This window comes from Pseudomonas sp. HN2-3 (assembly GCF_020691745.1).
Lineage (GTDB): Bacteria > Pseudomonadota > Gammaproteobacteria > Pseudomonadales > Pseudomonadaceae > Aquipseudomonas > Aquipseudomonas capeferrum.
Window position 1 is genome coordinate 5,707,340 of the sequence record NZ_CP085704.1, and the last position, 16,593, is coordinate 5,723,932.

Consider the following 16,593-nt stretch of genomic DNA (forward strand, 5'->3'; position numbering starts at 1 on the left):
TGCTCAAACTTCGCGCAGGTTATGGCAGCGCCTGAACCGCGCCTCCAGGTTGCGATCCGGCATCTGGTGAGTGCGCAATGCGTTCAAGGTCTGCTCCACGTACTCGCGCGTGGTGCCATACCGCCCCTTGGCACTGGCAAGGATCTGGCTGAGCAGCGTATCTGGCAGATTCCCCGCATAGCACGGCAAGTGGCGCTCCAGCACAAAACCCAAGGCCTGCACCTTGCTGCCATCCCCCAACCGGCAACTGAGCCAGTGCGGGCGGTAGGCCGGGTAAGGCATCTCCCTCTGCCACAGCGCCATCAGCGAATCATCCAGGTTGCTTTCATCCAGCCGATAGGCAAAACCGCTGCACGACCCGCCACGGTCCAGGCCGAACACCAGGCCCGGTATTTCCGGCGTGCCACGGTGCTCGTGCGACCACAGGTACAGCCCACGGTGGTACCCATGCACCCGCGCCCGCTGACGCTCAACCGAACTGCACTCCGGGCGCCAGATCAACGAGCCATAGGCAAACAACCACACCGGCCCGCCTTCATGGCGTGACATGGTCGTGTGCATGGAGTTGATCAATTGCTCGCGGGTCAATTGCTGGCCGAAATCGAGCGCCGGAGGGTAAGAACTATTCCAGGATAACTGTTGAAGTGCCGACATAAGCTGCCGCCATTATTCCCCGTGAACTACAGTCGTAGCGAGCGTCGCTGTGTGCCAGGGCCTGCGCCCCGCACCCAAGGTATCTGGATTAACCTTAGGATATAAACAGGCCAATACTCAAGCCCCGCAGCTAAAGTTTCACGCGAACTTCCGACGGTTGGAGCGCATTGTTTCAAGCCGGGTGAAAGTTATTAGCCAAGGCGGTAACAATTACCGCCTTATACCCAGTGGTTCAAACTTCGGTTATTAGCCACGCGGCGCGTAGGCAAATACATCCGCGCGCATGCGGTGCGCATCCATGCCCGCCTCGACCAGCGCATCGAGGGTGGCATAGACCATGTTGGGCGAGCCGCTGGCATACACATGCACGGTATTGAGGTCAGCGATGTCTTCGCAAACCGCCTCGTGCAGCATGCCGCACCGGCCTTCCCACCCGCACAGGTCACTGACGACCTTGTGCAGGAACAGGTTGGGCAAGTGCTGCCATTGGTCCCAGTGCTCGATCTGGTAGAAATCCTCGGGCCGGCGCACACCCCAATACAGGTGTACCGGATGCTTGAAACCCTGGGCGCGGCAGTGCTCGACCAGGCTGTGCATCTGGCCCATCCCCGTACCGGCAGCGATCAGCACCAGCGGGCCGTCTGGCAGCTCGGCCAGGTGCGCATCGCCGAACGGCAGTTCGATACGTGCCAGGCGATCGCGCTGCAATTGCTCGATCAACTGCAGTGCGCTGGGTTCACGCGCCAGCACGTGCAGCTCCAGCTCACGCCCACCGTGGGGGGCCGAGGCCAGGGAGAACGCCGCCTGCTTGCCGCCTTCACGCTCGATCATCAGATACTGCCCGGCGTGATAACGCGGCGGCTTGCCCGCAGGCGCACGCAGGCGCACGCGCCAGACGTCGCCCCCGACGTCGACGCATTCGCTCACGCTGCACGCCAGCTTGCGCACTGGCAGCTCGCCCAGGGCGAGCACACCATCCCAGAGCAACACGCAATCCTCCAGCGGTTCGGCAATGCAGGTGAACAGCTCGCCATGGTCGCGTACTTCGCCGTTCTGGCGGACGCTCCCTTCTACCAGCAAAGCGGCGCAGACATGGCAATTGCCATTGCGGCAGCTGTTGGGGCAGTCATAGCCCAGCCGCCGCGCTCCATCCAGGATCCGTTCCCCGGGTTCGAGCGCCAGCACTGCCCCGGACGGCTGCAACGTTACCTGCATCAATCTATTCCCAACTGATCCCACAGCTCATCGATACGGCGGGTGACGGCTTCGTCCTTGACGATGACCCGCCCCCATTCGCGTGTAGTCTCGCCCGGCCACTTGTGGGTGGCATCCAGGCCCATCTTCGATCCCAACCCCGACACCGGCGACGCGAAGTCCAGGTAGTCGATCGGGGTGTTGTCGATCATCACCGTATCACGCTTGGGGTCCATGCGCGTGGTGATGGCCCAGATCACGTCATTCCAGTCGCGGGCGTTGATGTCGTCGTCGGTGACGATAACAAACTTGGTGTACATGAACTGTCGCAGGAACGACCACACCCCCAGCATCACGCGCTTGGCGTGGCCTGGGTACTGCTTTTTCATGGTCACCACCGCCATGCGGTACGAACAACCTTCCGGCGGCAGGTAGAAGTCGACGATCTCCGGGAACTGCTTCTGCAGGATCGGCACGAACACTTCGTTCAGCGCCACCCCGAGAATGGCCGGCTCATCGGGCGGGCGGCCGGTGTAGGTGCTGTGGTAGATCGGTTTCTGCCGGTGGGTGATGCGCTCGACCGTGAACACCGGGAAGCTGTCCACTTCGTTGTAGTAACCGGTGTGGTCGCCATAGGGGCCCTCGGGCGCCATTTCGCCAGGGTGGATCACCCCTTCGAGGATGATCTCGGCGGTGGCCGGTACCTGCAGGTTGCTGCCACGGCACTTGACCAGCTCGGTGCGGTTGCCACGCAGCAGGCCGGCGAAGGCGTACTCGGACAGGGTATCCGGCACGGGTGTCACCGCCCCAAGAATGGTCGCCGGGTCTGCGCCCAGCGCCACGGCAACCGGGAACGGCTGGCCGGGGTGCTTCTCGCACCATTCGCGGTAGTCCAGCGCGCCACCGCGGTGGCTCAGCCAGCGCATGATGACCTTGTTGCGGCCGATGACCTGCTGGCGGTAGATGCCCAGGTTCTGGCGGTCCTTGTTGGGGCCGCGGGTCACGGTCAGGCCCCAGGTGATCAGCGGCGCCACATCGCCTGGCCAGCAATGCTGGATCGGCAGCTGGCCGAGGTCGACGTCGTCACCTTCGACCACCACCTCCTGGCACACGGCATCCTTGACCACCTTGGGCGCCATCGACACGACCTTCTTGAAGATCGGCAGTTTCGACCAGGCGTCCTTCAGGCCCTTCGGCGGCTCGGGCTCCTTGAGAAAGGCCAGCAACTTGCCGATTTCGCGCAGTTCTTCGACCGACTCGGCGCCCATGCCCATGGCCACCCGTTCTGGCGTACCGAACAGGTTGCCCAGCACCGGGATGTCGTAGCCGGTGGGCTTCTCGAACAGCAACGCCGGGCCCTTGGCACGCAGGGTGCGGTCGCAGACCTCGGTCATTTCCAGGACGGGAGAAATCGGAACCTGGATGCGCTTGAGTTCGCCGCGCTGTTCCAGGCCACGGATGAAGTCGCGCAAGTCGCGATACTGCATGCAGGAGCCTCGTGTTGGCCGTATCGGTCGGGGTGCAGAGTGTAGCGCCTAAGAGGGCAAAATGGCCAAGGGAGTCTGGGCCGCGCACAGTCTCACCGACTCTGGATACCCGGCACGCGATGTAACCTGGGCCGCACTCCGGGTGGGTCAACCACCGTGGTGCTGTTCACTACTATGCGAGACCACCTTAGACAGCCCTATTCCGAGTGCTTGCAGCACCTTCAATACGGTGGATAACCTTGGGTCACCGTCCGCTGACAACGCCCGATAGAGATTGGGGCGAGCAAGCCCGGTGGCCAGCGCAAGATTACCCATGCCGCCACGCGCTTCAGCCACACGCCGGACTGCCGTCAGAAAACCTGCAGCGCCACCAGGCTCATCGATTTCCTCAAGCGCCACGGAGAGGTAATCGATGGCGAAGGCTTCGTCGTTACGGAGCATTTCGAGGACACTTTCTTCATGCGAGCGCGTGCCGGTCATAGCTTTACCTTTTGCCTGTGCCAAAGCGCCTTGGCTTGGTCGATATCTGCCTGCTGCCTGTCTTTCGAGCCGCCGCCGAGCAGGAAAATAATCTTCCGCCCATGAGTGGCGTAGTAGATGCGGTAGCCTGGCCCAAAATCCAGTTTCATCTCGAACACGCCATCACCCACTGGCTCGGTCGCGCCGAAATGGCCCTGCTCTGCTCGGTCCACTCGCGTGGTAATTCGTGCTTTCGCCCTTGTGTCGCGAATGGTGTTTAACCATGCCTGGTAGAGATCCACGCCGTTGACGGATAGAACGTGATGAACTGTGTACATCCACACTGTACCTTATAAAAGACAATCCATGTCGAATTATCACCCGCCCGGTCGTTTGGGCTCGATACGGCGCAAGGCAAGATACCTTCAGTGGCCGCAGGCAGCATGGTGGCCTGCGTTCAGGGGGCTGGCTAACGATCTTTTGTGACAAGCAGCAAAAAGCCGGGTTTCCCCGGCTTTTTGTATGATGCAGCGAAGCTTACTTGCGCTTCATCGACAAGAAGAACTCGTCGTTGGTCTTGGTCTGCTTGAGCTTGTCGACCAGGAACTCGATGGCGGCGATTTCGTCCATCGGGTGCAGCAGCTTGCGCAGGATCCACATGCGCTGCAGTTCGTCGTCGGCAGTCAGCAGCTCTTCACGGCGGGTGCCGGAGCGGTTGATGTTGATGGCCGGGAACACACGCTTCTCGGCGATGCGACGGTCCAGGGGCAGCTCCATGTTGCCGGTACCCTTGAACTCTTCGTAGATCACTTCGTCCATCTTCGAGCCGGTTTCAACCAGCGCGGTGGCGATGATGGTCAGCGAGCCGCCTTCCTCGATGTTACGTGCGGCACCGAAGAAGCGCTTCGGCTTCTCCAGGGCATGGGCGTCGACACCACCGGTGAGGACCTTGCCGGAGCTCGGGATCACGGTGTTGTAGGCACGCGCCAGGCGGGTGATGGAGTCGAGCAGGATGACCACATCCTTCTTGTGTTCGACCAGGCGCTTGGCCTTCTCGATCACCATTTCGGCAACCTGCACGTGGCGGGTCGGCGGCTCGTCGAAGGTCGAGGCAACCACTTCGCCGCGCACGGTGCGCTGCATTTCGGTCACTTCTTCCGGGCGCTCGTCGATCAGCAGGACGATCAGGTGGCACTCGGGGTTGTTCCGGGTGATGTTCGCCGCGATGTTCTGCAGCATGATCGTTTTACCCGCTTTCGGCGGGGCGACGATCAGGCCACGCTGGCCCTTGCCGATCGGTGCACACAGGTCGATGACACGGCCGGTCAAGTCTTCGGTGGAACCGTTGCCGGCTTCCATCTTCAGACGCTTGTTGGGGAACAGCGGCGTCAGGTTTTCGAACAGGATCTTGTTCTTCGCGTTTTCAGGGCGATCGAAGTTGATCGTGTCGACCTTCAGCAGGGCGAAGTAACGCTCCCCTTCCTTCGGCGGGCGGATCTTGCCGACGATGGTGTCGCCGGTACGCAGGTTGAAACGGCGGATCTGGCTGGGCGAGACGTAGATGTCGTCGGGGCCGGCCAGGTAGGACGCATCAGCCGAACGCAGGAAACCGAAACCATCCTGGAGAATCTCCAGCACGCCGTCACCCGAAATCTCTTCGCCGCTTTTCGCGTGCTTTTTCAGCAGGGCGAAAATCACGTCCTGTTTGCGCGAACGGGCCATGTTTTCGATGCCCATCTGTTCGGCCATTTCCAGCAGATCGGTAATCGGCTTTTGCTTGAGTTCAGTCAGGTTCATAAGGGGAGTGACGTAATCATGTATGAAGGGAGGATTAAGCTTCTGGCTTAATGAAGCCGCGCCGCTAGAAGGCGATAGGATCGCGCACAGATTCTAATTAGGAGTGCGTCGGCGACGGCGTGCAGGGGGCACTGGAGAAGCAGTGCGAGGCCGAATGTAACACTTGCTTTTTTCGACGTCTAGTGGGTTGGAAAAGAAAAGCCCCGGTTTTTCCGGGGCTTTTTCACATCACAGGTGGGCGTCGAGGAACGCGGCCAATTGCGATTTGGACAGTGCGCCGACCTTGGTGGCCTCGACGTTGCCGTTCTTGAACAGCATCAGCGTTGGGATGCCACGCACGCCGTGCTTGGCGGGGGTTTCCTGGTTCTCGTCGATGTTCAGCTTGGCGACGGTCAGTTTGCCCTCGTAAGTGCTGGCGATGTCGTCCAGGACTGGAGCGATCATTTTGCATGGGCCGCACCATTCAGCCCAGTAGTCGACCAGCACCGGGCCTTGAGCCTGCAGTACGGTGGCTTCGAAGTCCGCGTCGGTGACGTGTTTGATCAGATCGCTGCTCATGGATATCTCCAGGGTCGTAAGCAAAAAAACGTGACCCATGATAGCCGCAGAGGCTGGCTACAGGAAGTCACAGACGATTGAGTGTAACTATAGTTGTGCAAGACGCCGCGAATCGAAAACTGTCATACGTGTGTCATAACATCGAATGGCACATTGCCTTGCATCAAGCCTTGGCGTGCCACGCGTTGGCGACAGCCCCGTATCGTGGCACGATTGCCAGGTTAACGACCGAGAACATCCAGATCATGCCGCATACCAACGCGAAGAACCTGTCTCTGATCGCCGCCATCGACCTTGGCTCCAACAGTTTTCACATGGTCGTGGCCAAGGCCCACCACACCGAGATCCGCATTCTCGAACGGCTGGGGGAAAAGGTTCAGCTGGCCGCCGGCATCGACGAAGAGCGCAAGCTCAGCGAAGAAGCCATGCAACGAGGCCTCGATTGCCTCAAGCGCTTCGCCCAGTTGATCAACGGCCTGCCTGCGGGCGCCGTGCGCATCGTTGGCACCAACGCACTGCGCGAAGCGCGCAACCGTAACGAATTCATCCAGCGCGCCGAGGCCATTCTCGGCCACCCGGTGGAGGTGATTTCCGGCCGTGAGGAAGCCCGCCTGATCTACCTGGGCGTCTCCCACACCCTGGCCGACAATCCGGGCAAGCGCCTGGTCGCCGACATTGGCGGCGGCAGTACCGAGTTCATCATCGGCCAGCGTTTCGAGCCGCTGCTGCGCGAGAGCCTGCAGATGGGCTGCGTCAGTTTTACCCAGCGCTACTTCCGCGACGGCAAGATCACCCCGGCGCGCTATGCCCAGGCCTACACCGCCGCACGCCTGGAACTGATGAGCATCGAAAACGCCCTGCACCGCCTGACCTGGGACGAAGCCATCGGCTCGTCCGGCACCATTCGTGCCATCGGCGCAGCCATCAAGGCCAGTGGCCTGGGCAATGGCGAGGTCAACGCCGAGGGGCTGGCGTGGGTCAAACGCAAGCTGTTCAAGCTGGGTGAGGTCGACAAGATCGACTTCGACGGGGTCAAGCCAGACCGGCGCACTATCTTCCCGGCTGGCCTTGCGATTCTCGAGGCGATCTTCGATGCCCTCGAGCTGCAACGCATGGATCACTGCGACGGCGCCCTGCGCGAAGGCGTGCTGTTCGACCTGCTTGGCCGCCATCATCACGAAGACGTGCGCGAGCGCACCCTCAACTCATTGATGGAGCGCTACCACGTTGACCAAGGCCAGGCCGCGCGCGTCGAGCGCAAGGCATTGCATGCCTTCGACCAAGTGGCCAAAGCCTGGAAGCTGGAAGACGGAAATTGGCGCGATCTTCTGGGTTGGGCGGCGAAAGTGCACGAAGTTGGGCTGGACATTGCCCACTACCACTACCACAAGCACGGCGCCTACCTGATCGAACATTCCGACCTGTCAGGCTTCTCCCGCGAGGACCAGCAGATGATGGCCCTGCTGGTGCGCGGCCATCGCCGCAACATCCCCAGAGACAAATTCGCCGAGTTCGGCGATGAAGGCGTGCAGCTGATTCGCCTGTGCGTGCTGCTGCGCTTCGCCATCCTGTTCCACCACATTCGTGGTACCCAACAGATGCCGAAAGTGCAGCTGCAAGCCGGCGACAACAGCCTCGAAGTGGTCTTCCCGCAGGGTTGGCTGGAGCAACACCAGCTGACCCAGGCCGACTTCGCCAACGAGGCGGAGTGGCTAGCCCGGGTCGGTTTCGTCCTCAGCGTACGTTGAGCACCGGGTTGCTCAGGCGCTCCAGCAGGGTCGCCTGGGCACTGCGCGGGTTCTGGTTGCCGGTCGGGGTGCTGCGCACGTAGCGCCCGTCCGACTGCAGCGTCCAGGCATGGGTGTTGTCGGTCAGGTAGCTTTCCAGCTCCTTCTTCACCCGCAGCAACAGCTTCTTGCCTTCGACGGGGAAGCACGTCTCGACGCGCTTGTCGAGGTTGCGTTCCATCCAGTCGGCACTGGACAGGTAGATCTGCTCCTCGCCACCATTGAGGAAGTAGAACACCCGGGTGTGCTCCAGGAAGCGGCCAATGATCGAGCGCACGTGAATGTTGTGCGAAACCCCCGCAATGCCTGGCCGCAGGCAGCACATGCCGCGCACCACCAGGTCGATGCGCACGCCGGACTGGCTGGCCTTGTACAGCGCCTTGATGACCTTGGCGTCGGTCAGCGAGTTGAACTTGGCGATGATGTGCGCAGGCTTGCCTTCGAGCGCGAACTGGGTCTCGCGCGCAATCATGTCGAGCATGCCCTTCTTCAGGGTGAACGGCGCGTGCAGCAGCTTCTTCATGCGCAGGGTCTTGCCCATGCCGATCAACTGGCTGAACAACTTGCCGACGTCTTCGGTCAGAGCGTCGTCGGACGTCAGCAGGCTGTAGTCGGTGTACAGACGGGCGTTGCCGGCGTGGTAGTTACCGGTGCCCAGGTGCGCATAACGCACGATTTCACCGTGCTCGCGGCGCAGGATCAACATCATCTTGGCGTGGGTCTTGAACCCGACCACACCGTAGATCACCACCGCACCCGCAGCTTGCAGGCGGCTGGCCATCTGCAGGTTGGACTCTTCGTCGAAGCGCGCGCGCAATTCGATCACCGCAGTGACCTCCTTGCCGTTACGGGCGGCGTCCACCAGCGCGTCGACGATCTCAGAGTTGGCACCGGAGCGGTACAGGGTCTGGCGCACGGCGAGCACATGCGGGTCCTTGGCAGCCTGGCGCAGCAGGTCGACCACCGGCGTGAAGGACTCGAACGGGTGCATCAGCAGGATGTCCTGCTTGCTGATCACGCTGAAGATGTTGTCGGCGTTCACCAGCAGCTTGGGGATCGCCGGGGTGAACGGCGTGTATTGCAGCTGCGGGTGGCTGTCGAGGCCGGTGATGCTGAACAGGCGGGTAAGGTTGACCGGGCCGTTGACCTGGTACAGCTCGCTCTCGCTCAGGCTGAACTGTTTTAGCAGGTAATCCGAAAGGTGTTTCGGGCAGGTATCAGCCACCTCGAGGCGCACGGCGTCACCATAGCGGCGCGAGAACAGCTCGCCGCGCAGGGCGCGAGCCAGGTCGTCGACCTCTTCGGAGTCCAGCGCCAGGTCAGCGTTACGGGTCAGGCGGAACTGGTAGCAGCCCTTGACCTTCATGCCCTGGAACAGGTCGTCGGCGTGAGCGTGAATCATCGACGACAGGAACACGTAGTTGGCACCCGGGCCACCGACCTCTTCAGGCACCCGGATGACCCGCGGCAACAGGCGTGGCGCCGGGATGATCGCCAGGCCCGAGTCGCGGCCGAAGGCATCGACGCCTTCGAGCTCGACGATGAAGTTGAGGCTCTTGTTCACCAGCAAAGGGAACGGGTGGGTCGGGTCGAGGCCGATCGGGGTGATGATCGGGGCGATCTCGTCGCGGAAGAAGCGCCGCACCCAGGTCTTGAGCTTGGGCGTCCAGTGACGGCGGCGGATAAAGCGGATGTGGTGCTTTTCCAGCTCCGGCAGCAGCACATCGTTGAGGATGGCGTACTGGCGGTCCACCTCGGAGTGCACCAGCTCGCTGATGCGCGCCAGCGCCTGGTGCGGCTGCAGCCCGTCGGCACCGGCCTGTTCGCGGGCGAAGTTGATCTGCTTCTTGAGGCCGGCGACGCGGATCTCGAAGAACTCGTCGAGGTTGCTGGAGAAGATCAGCAGGAATTTCAGGCGTTCGAGCAGCGGGTAGCTCTCGTCCAGCGCCTGCTCCAGTACCCGAATGTTGAACTGCAGCTGCGACAGCTCGCGATGAATGTACAGGCTGCTGTCGTCAAGGCCGGGGACGGCGATCGCTGGTGCCGGCGCAGGGGCCGGTGCCGCAGCCTCGACCACCGGCGCAGGTTCTGGCTCGGGCTCTGGCGCCGGCGGCAGGTCTGGCGGGGTCTGCACCATCTCTTCGGGGACGGCCTGGGCGTCCTTGATCGCGACAGGGGTGAGCACTTCATTATTCATCTGGACGTTCCTGGAGGACGTTAACGCCCTATCATCAATTGAGCGGGACGATAAGCGGCCATTATGACGCCTGTGTTACACCCACTGGCAAGCCTGCGACTTGTGGCCGAAGGCATTGTCCTTGTAGGAAATGTTCACGTCGAGACACATTTGGACACTTTCATCCACGCGCGCGAAGGGGTAGGCTGCGCGTTCATTTCGCCAGCACCTCAGAAAATGCTTCAACAATTCCTGCAGGATTTCGGCTACTTCGCCCTTTTTCTAGGCACCTTCTTTGAAGGCGAGACCATCCTGGTGCTTGCGGGTTTTCTCGCGTTCCGCGGCTACATGGACATCAAGCTGGTGTGCCTGGTGGCCTTCCTGGGCAGCTATGCTGGCGACCAACTGTGGTACTTCATGGGCCGTCGCCATGGGCGCAAGATTCTGGCACGCAAGCCGCGCTGGCAGGCCATGGGTGATCGGGCGCTGGACCACATCCGCCGCCACCCCGACATCTGGGTGCTGAGTTTTCGCTTCGTCTATGGCCTGCGCACGGTGATGCCGGTGGCCATTGGCCTGTCGGGCTATCCGCCGCGCCGCTACCTGCTGCTCAACGGCCTCGGCGCCGCCATCTGGGCGTTGGCCCTGGGTGCTGCGGCCTATCACTTCGGCGCTATCCTCGAAGGCCTGCTGGGTAATGTGAAGCGATACGAGCTATGGGTGCTCGGCGGCCTGCTGCTGCTTGGCGCCCTGCTCTGGCTGCGCCGGCGCTTTCGCACCATGCGCGCCGAGCGCAAGGCGGCCGCACTGGGCCAAGCCGCAGACGCTGAGCAGGCTGTAGACCAGGAGCAGGAACCACCCCAGCGGCGTGATCAGCGCTAAACCCAGTGCGCCAGCCAGGTACAGCGCTGGCGCATTCGACAGCAACCGCAGCCACTCCAGGCGCCTGGCCCATGGCCGATTCTCAAGCAGCGTGCCGAGCACGAACAGGCCCACGGCCATGACCGACCAGCCCAGCACCAGGGCGGCGCCCGGCACGCGCTCTGCCACTTCCATCAAGTAGCTGCCCAAGGCCACGTAGACGACGAACTGCACCGCTACGTAGGCCTGCTGCGCCCGCCCCAGGGCTACCTCGAACTTGCGAAACAGCGCCAGGTCCGGTTTGGTCTGCGGATAGCGCCCCGCGACATCGGCCGGGCGCCAGCCCGTGGGCATGAACCAGATCCGCAGCTTGTCCCACACGCGCTGGGTACGCCGGGCATCGTTCCACAGCTGGGCATAGAACTGCAGGTTGGCCCACAACGGGTTCCAGCTGGCCAGTGGCGTGGTCACCCCGAATACCACCGGCTCGTCCGGGTCTTCTTCCTTGAACGTGCCGAACAGGCGGTCCCAGAGAATGAACACGCCGCCGTAATTGCGATCCAAGTAAACAGGATTTTGCGCATGGTGGACGCGATGGTTGGATGGCGTGATCAGTATCCACTCGAGCCAGCCAAGCTTGGGAATGTGCCGGGTATGCACCCAGAACTGGTACAGCAGGTTCAGCGACGCCACGGTGATGAACACCAGCGGCGGCACGCCGACCAGCGCCAACGGCAGGTAGAAGACCCACGCAAAGATGAACCCGCTGCTGGTCTGGCGCAGCGCCGTGGTGAGGTTGTACTCCTCGCTCTGGTGGTGCACCGAATGAGCTGCCCACAGCACGTTGCGCTCATGCCCCAGGCGGTGCAGCCAGTAGTAGCAGAAGTCGTAAAGCACAAAGGCCAGCACCCACACCCACCACGCCTGTTGCGGCAGGCGCAACAACGCCAGGTGCTCCCAGGCCAGGGCATAGGTCACCAGCCCTACACCTTTGGTCAGCAGGCCGGTACTGGTCGACAAGGCGCCCGTACTCAGGCTGTTGATCGAGTCGGCCAAGGTGAAATTGCGCTGGCCGCGCACGCGGTCGGCCACCAGTTCGGCGGCAATCAATACGAAGAAGAACGGCACGGCCAGCAGTATCAGGTCCATGGCAACGACCTCAGGCGTTATCCACCAAGATTAGGCCGCAACTGCGGGAACCCCTATGGCTACATCTGCCAAACTAGAGGACATTTAGCGCCTCGACACTGGAGTAATGAGCATGACAAAAAAAGTAGCGGTGATTCTTTCAGGCTGTGGCGTGTATGACGGCGCCGAAATCCACGAAAGCGTGATCACCCTGCTGCGCCTCGACCAGCGCGGGGCGCAGGTGCAGTGCTTTGCGCCGAACATCGCGCAGATGCATGTGATCGATCACCTGACCGGCGAGCCAATGCCCGAGTCGCGCAATGTACTGGTGGAGTCGGCGCGTATCGCCCGCGGTGAGGTCAAGGACATCCGCGAAGCCAATGTCGAAGACTTCGACGCACTGATCGTGCCCGGTGGTTTTGGCGCGGCAAAAAACCTGTCCAACTTTGCCGTCGAAGGCGCCAACTGCAGCGTCAACCCGGACGTGCTGGCCCTGGCCGAAGCCTTTGCCGACGCCTGCAAGCCGGTCGGGCTGATCTGCATCTCGCCAGCGCTGGCAGCGAAAATCTATGGCCCGGGTGTGGTCTGCACCATCGGCAACGATGCCGGTACCGCTGCAGCAGTGGAAAAAATGGGCGGCAAGCATGAAGAATGCGATGTGCACGATATCGTCGAAGACACCCAGCGCAAGCTGGTGACGACCCCGGCATACATGGTGGCGAAGTCGATAAGCGAGGCGGCGGGCGGGATCTACAAGCTGGTGGATCGCGTGCTGGAACTGACCCACGAGAACGACCAGTAACCCCCCGGCCTGCACCCTCTTTGTAGGAGCGGCCTTGCGTCGCGAGAGGGTCGCGGAGCGGCCCCGGGTTTTCGGGTGCCAGCAAGAACGTAGGGGGCCGCTCCGCGCCCCTTTCCGACCGGTCCGGCGCCCCGGCAAGGCCGCTCCTACAAAAACCAGAACCCGCGCGCGTCAGGGGCCCTTGGACAAGCGCGCGATGATGCGGTCCAGTGCATTGGCGAACGCCTGTTTCTCCCGCTCGCCATAAGGCGCCTGCCCTCCTCCAACCTGCCCGTGCTCGCGCAATTCGGTGAACAGGTTGCGCGCCGCCAGCCGATCACCCATGTTGCGCTCGTCAAACTCACGCCCCCGTGGGTCCAGCGCCGCCACGCCTTTCTTGACCAGCCGATCGGCCAGCGGCACGTCGCTGCAGATCACCAGTTCGCCAGGCGCGGCGTTGTCGACCAGGTAATCATCAGCCGCATCCATGCCGCTGGGCACCACGATCAGCCGCACACAGGCAAAGGCCGGCTTGCTTTGCGCCTGGCCCGCCACCATCACCACCTCGAGTTTGCGCTTGAGGGCAAACTTGACGATCAAGTCCTTGGCCGGCTTGGGGCAGGCGTCGGCATCGATCCATACACGCATCGGGAAACACCTCTAAATCAGCGAGACTACGCTCATGCCTCACATCATGCCCGATGCGTGGCAAAAGCTGGAGCTGCCTGGCCTGCACAAGGCATACCGGTGCTTGAAAAATGGCGTCAACAATCCATTTAGCGCTTATCCGAGTGCGTCACTCAGGCTAAACTCGCCGCAGCCCCACTGGCCTGCCCCGAGTGTGCAATGAACCACCCCCACGAAATCCGCCCCGACCTGGACGAAGGCATCGACCGCAAGGTCCTGGCGACATTGCGGGCGCGGTTCCTGCAGCTCAATCAAGGCCGTTTGCAGCGTGCGAGAGAGGGGCTGTCGACGCGCCAGCAGCAGGTACTGACGTTGTTGCCGCTGCTGTTCCACGTCAATCACCCGCTGCTGCCCGGCTATGTCTCGAGCAGCACCCCTGCCGGGGTGGCCGGCTTCGAGCCTGGCGCAGAACGGGTCGCCGAAGCCCAGCGCCTGGCACGCTCGTTTGCCTACAAGGCTCGCCAGGGGCACGCACCGCGCCCGATCCATGGGCTGTTCCTGATGGGCAGCCTTGGCTCCCTGGCCCAGGCCGAACTGAGCGACATGGACTTCTGGGTCTGCCACGCGCCTGACCTGGGCGACAGCCAGCTGGACGAGCTTCGGCGCAAATGCCAGTTGCTGGAAACCTGGGCCGCCAGCCTGGGGGCCGAGGCACACTTCTTTTTGATCGACCCACAAGGCTTTGCTCAAGGCGAGCGGGATGGCCAGCTCGGCTCCGACGACTGTGGCACCACCCAGCATTACCTGCTGCTCGACGAGTTCTATCGCACCGCTATCTGGTTGGCCGGGCGTACGCCCCTGTGGTGGCTGGTGCCGGTGTATGAAGAGCACAACTACAAGGCCTACGCCCAGACCTTGCTCAGCAAGCGCTTCATCCGCAGCCAGGACGTGCTCGACCTTGGCAACTTGGCGCATATCCCGCCCGGCGAGTTCGTCGGTGCTGGGCTGTGGCAGCTGTTCAAGGGCATCGACTCGCCTTACAAATCGCTGCTCAAGCTGCTGTTGACCGAAGCCTACGCCAGTGAGCACCCCGCCGTACGCTGCCTGAGCCTGGACTACAAGCAAGCGGTGTTCGCCAACCAGCTCGACCTCGACGCGCTGGACCCCTACGTGATGGTCTACCGGCGCATCGAGCAGTACCTGCACCAACGCGGCGAGCCGGTACGCCTCGAACGGGTAAGGCGCAGCCTGTACCTGAAGGTGAACAAGAAACTCAGCGACCAGGTGCGCGGCAACGGTTGGCAGCGCCAGCTGCTGCAGCGCCTGGCAGACGAATGGGGCTGGGACGAGCGCCAACTGGCCCTGCTCGATAGCCGCAGCCAATGGAAAGTCGGCCAGGTGGCCGTCGAGCGCCGCGAACTGGTGGCCGAACTGAACCACAGCTACCGCTTCCTCAGCCAGTTCGCCCAGACCCGCAACGCCAGCAGCCGCGCCGACCAGCGTGACCTCAATGTACTGGGGCGGCGCCTGTATGCCGCCTTCGAACGCCGAGCCGGCAAGACCGAGGTGATCAACCCGGGGATTGCCCCGGACCTGGCCGAGGGCACCCTCACCCTGGTCCAGGCCCCCAATCGCAAGGAGCCCGGCAGCCATCACTGGGAACTGTACACAGGCAACCTGAGCACCCACGAAGTGGAGCACTTCAGCCCGATCAAACGCTGCCGCGAACTGCTCGAACTACTGACCTGGGCCCATCGCAATGGCGTGATCGACAGCAGCACGCGCTTCGCCCTGCACCCTGGTGCCAGCGATCTCAGGGAGCTCGAACTGTTCAACCTGCTGGGCAGCCTGCAGCAGGCCATCGACCTGCCGCTGCCCACCGTCAGCGAAGTCCGCCTGCTGCAGCCCAGCGTGGCCGACGACATCCTGTTGCTGGTCAACGTCGGCGTCGACCCACTGCGCCACCACCGCGACCTGAACATCCTGATGACCACCGAGCGCACCGACTCGTTGAGCTACGCCGGCGTGCGCGAAAACCTGGTGCTGACGCTCGACCAGGTCACCCTCAACAGCTGGAGCGAGGTGCTGGTGCAGCGCTACGACGGCGAGCACGCGCTGCTGCGCTGCCTGCGCGACTACCTCAACAGCCTCGGCCAGCGTGGCCATCGCCCACGGCTGCGGGTGCGCTGCTTCTGCCACAACCGCGCGCAGGCCATCGAACAGCGGGTCGAGGACATTTTCGCCACGGTGCAACGGCTGCTCGACCAGGGTGCCAAGCACCGCTACGTGCTGCAGGTGGCCCAGCACACCCACGTGCTGGAGCTTCTGCCCGGCCAGGTCAGCCTGGCGACCCTGGGCGACCATGAGGCCGTGCTGGACTGCCTGAGCGAAGAGCGCAGCGTCTACAGCCCGCTGCACCTGGACGCCAATGCCCTGCAGGACCACGACCTGCCACTGGTACTGGAGCGCGGCCGGCCCGCTTGCATCCAGGTGTTCTATCGCCTGTTGGGTGACTGGGCCGACCTGTATGTGCTGGATGAGTACAACGCGTTGTGGCAGCAACGCTTGCCACTGCAGGATGAAGCCCACTTGCTGCTGCCGCTGCAACGCTTTTTGCGCTCGGTGCTGATGCGCCGCGATGCGCAACTGCCGCTCGACAGCCTGGGGGCGGCTTCGCTGGATATCCGCTATGGGCAGTTGCTGCCTTCAGGCACAGGCAAGGCCCGCAGCATCGAGCCGCGCCTGGCGCCGGTGGACGGCAGCGACCAGCCTTTCTATGAGGTCCAGGCCATCATTCAGGCCGGGGCAGCGGGCGCTGTGCAGGTCACCTTGTACTGTGACCAACAGGAGTTTTCCGAACTGGATCATGGTGACCAGCTGTACGCAGTGGTCGCGCGGCAGATCATCGGCCAACGGCGCAATGCCGGGCATTACCGCTGCTACATCACCGACCTGGATTTGTCCGAGCTACTGGGGGACGAGCTGGGGGCGACCGTATTGTATCTGCGCTACAAGCGGGAGCTGGAGCAGGCGTTGAACGAGGGGTTGGAGCAGGTGCAGGCGCTGGGTTTCTGAATAGTAGGG

Annotated in this window: 13 protein-coding genes and 1 pseudogene; 4 read left to right on the top strand and 10 right to left on the bottom strand. The window is 62.6% G+C overall.

What is annotated here, in order from left to right; all coding sequences use genetic code 11:
- Nucleotides 1–3 precede the first annotated feature (3 nt).
- The 7 genes from LJX93_RS25870 to trxA all read right to left on the bottom strand — a co-directional run bounded on the left by LJX93_RS25870 (nucleotide 4) and on the right by trxA (nucleotide 6,149).
- The gene (locus tag LJX93_RS25870) at nucleotides 4–654 is read right to left on the bottom strand and encodes a gamma-glutamylcyclotransferase (RefSeq protein WP_033702189.1); all 651 of its coding nucleotides are present in this window, start codon (nucleotides 652–654) and stop codon (nucleotides 4–6) included.
- Nucleotides 655–900: 246 nt separating this feature from the next.
- A complete protein-coding gene (locus LJX93_RS25875) occupies nucleotides 901–1,869 on the bottom strand; it encodes a CDP-6-deoxy-delta-3,4-glucoseen reductase (protein WP_047582091.1) in 969 nt (322 codons plus the stop codon).
- Nucleotides 1,869–3,335 (bottom strand): 4-hydroxy-3-polyprenylbenzoate decarboxylase, encoded by a 1,467-nt coding sequence (ubiD, locus tag LJX93_RS25880; RefSeq protein ID WP_033702193.1) that lies wholly within the window; start codon nucleotides 3,333–3,335, stop codon nucleotides 1,869–1,871. Before ubiD ends, LJX93_RS25875 begins: the two co-directional genes overlap by 1 nt.
- Nucleotides 3,336–3,482: 147 nt before the next feature.
- Nucleotides 3,483–3,815, bottom strand: a complete 333-nt coding sequence (locus tag LJX93_RS25885; RefSeq protein WP_033702194.1) for an addiction module antidote protein — start codon at nucleotides 3,813–3,815, stop codon at nucleotides 3,483–3,485.
- Nucleotides 3,812–4,132, bottom strand: coding sequence for a type II toxin-antitoxin system RelE/ParE family toxin (locus LJX93_RS25890; RefSeq protein ID WP_033702196.1), 321 nt, complete (start codon nucleotides 4,130–4,132; stop codon nucleotides 3,812–3,814). Before LJX93_RS25890 ends, LJX93_RS25885 begins: the two co-directional genes overlap by 4 nt.
- Nucleotides 4,133–4,331: 199 nt before the next feature.
- Nucleotides 4,332–5,591, bottom strand: coding sequence for a transcription termination factor Rho (rho, locus tag LJX93_RS25895; RefSeq protein WP_003253661.1), 1,260 nt, complete (start codon nucleotides 5,589–5,591; stop codon nucleotides 4,332–4,334).
- Nucleotides 5,592–5,819: 228 nt separating this feature from the next.
- Nucleotides 5,820–6,149: a thioredoxin TrxA gene (gene trxA / locus LJX93_RS25900; RefSeq protein ID WP_033702198.1), complete on the bottom strand. Its 330-nt coding sequence runs from the start codon at nucleotides 6,147–6,149 to the stop codon at nucleotides 5,820–5,822.
- Between the two features lie 245 nt (nucleotides 6,150–6,394).
- Here trxA and ppx point away from each other — a divergent pair, with 245 nt between their 5' ends.
- Nucleotides 6,395–7,897: an exopolyphosphatase gene (gene ppx, locus LJX93_RS25905; RefSeq protein WP_033702200.1), complete on the top strand. Its 1,503-nt coding sequence runs from the start codon at nucleotides 6,395–6,397 to the stop codon at nucleotides 7,895–7,897.
- Here ppx and ppk1 read toward each other — a convergent pair.
- Nucleotides 7,884–10,133 (bottom strand): polyphosphate kinase 1, encoded by a 2,250-nt coding sequence (ppk1, locus tag LJX93_RS25910; protein WP_033702202.1) that lies wholly within the window; start codon nucleotides 10,131–10,133, stop codon nucleotides 7,884–7,886. The two genes, ppx and ppk1, sit on opposite strands and share 14 nt — an antisense overlap.
- A gap of 216 nt (nucleotides 10,134–10,349) precedes the next feature.
- Here ppk1 and LJX93_RS25915 point away from each other — a divergent pair, with 216 nt between their 5' ends.
- The gene (locus tag LJX93_RS25915; protein WP_162525051.1) at nucleotides 10,350–10,994 is read left to right on the top strand and encodes a DedA family protein; all 645 of its coding nucleotides are present in this window, start codon (nucleotides 10,350–10,352) and stop codon (nucleotides 10,992–10,994) included.
- Nucleotides 10,995–11,543: 549 nt separating this feature from the next.
- On the opposite strand, the pseudogene LJX93_RS25920 reads toward LJX93_RS25915, so the two are convergent.
- Nucleotides 11,544–12,122 (bottom strand): annotated as a pseudogene (locus LJX93_RS25920) (sterol desaturase family protein); the annotation flags it as partial.
- Between the two features lie 112 nt (nucleotides 12,123–12,234).
- Here LJX93_RS25920 and elbB point away from each other — a divergent pair.
- Nucleotides 12,235–12,903: an isoprenoid biosynthesis glyoxalase ElbB gene (elbB, locus tag LJX93_RS25925; RefSeq protein ID WP_033702203.1), complete on the top strand. Its 669-nt coding sequence runs from the start codon at nucleotides 12,235–12,237 to the stop codon at nucleotides 12,901–12,903.
- A 171-nt stretch (nucleotides 12,904–13,074) separates the two neighbouring features.
- Here elbB and LJX93_RS25930 read toward each other — a convergent pair whose 3' ends face one another.
- Nucleotides 13,075–13,530 (bottom strand): YaiI/YqxD family protein, encoded by a 456-nt coding sequence (locus tag LJX93_RS25930; RefSeq protein WP_227696531.1) that lies wholly within the window; start codon nucleotides 13,528–13,530, stop codon nucleotides 13,075–13,077.
- 198 nt (nucleotides 13,531–13,728) lie between these two features.
- Between LJX93_RS25930 and LJX93_RS25935 the strand changes: the two genes are divergently transcribed.
- Nucleotides 13,729–16,584 carry a class I adenylate cyclase gene (locus LJX93_RS25935; RefSeq protein WP_227696532.1) on the top strand — a complete coding sequence of 952 codons (2,856 nt, stop codon included), beginning with the start codon at nucleotides 13,729–13,731 and terminating at the stop codon, nucleotides 16,582–16,584.
- The last annotated feature ends 9 nt before the right edge of the window (nucleotides 16,585–16,593 follow it).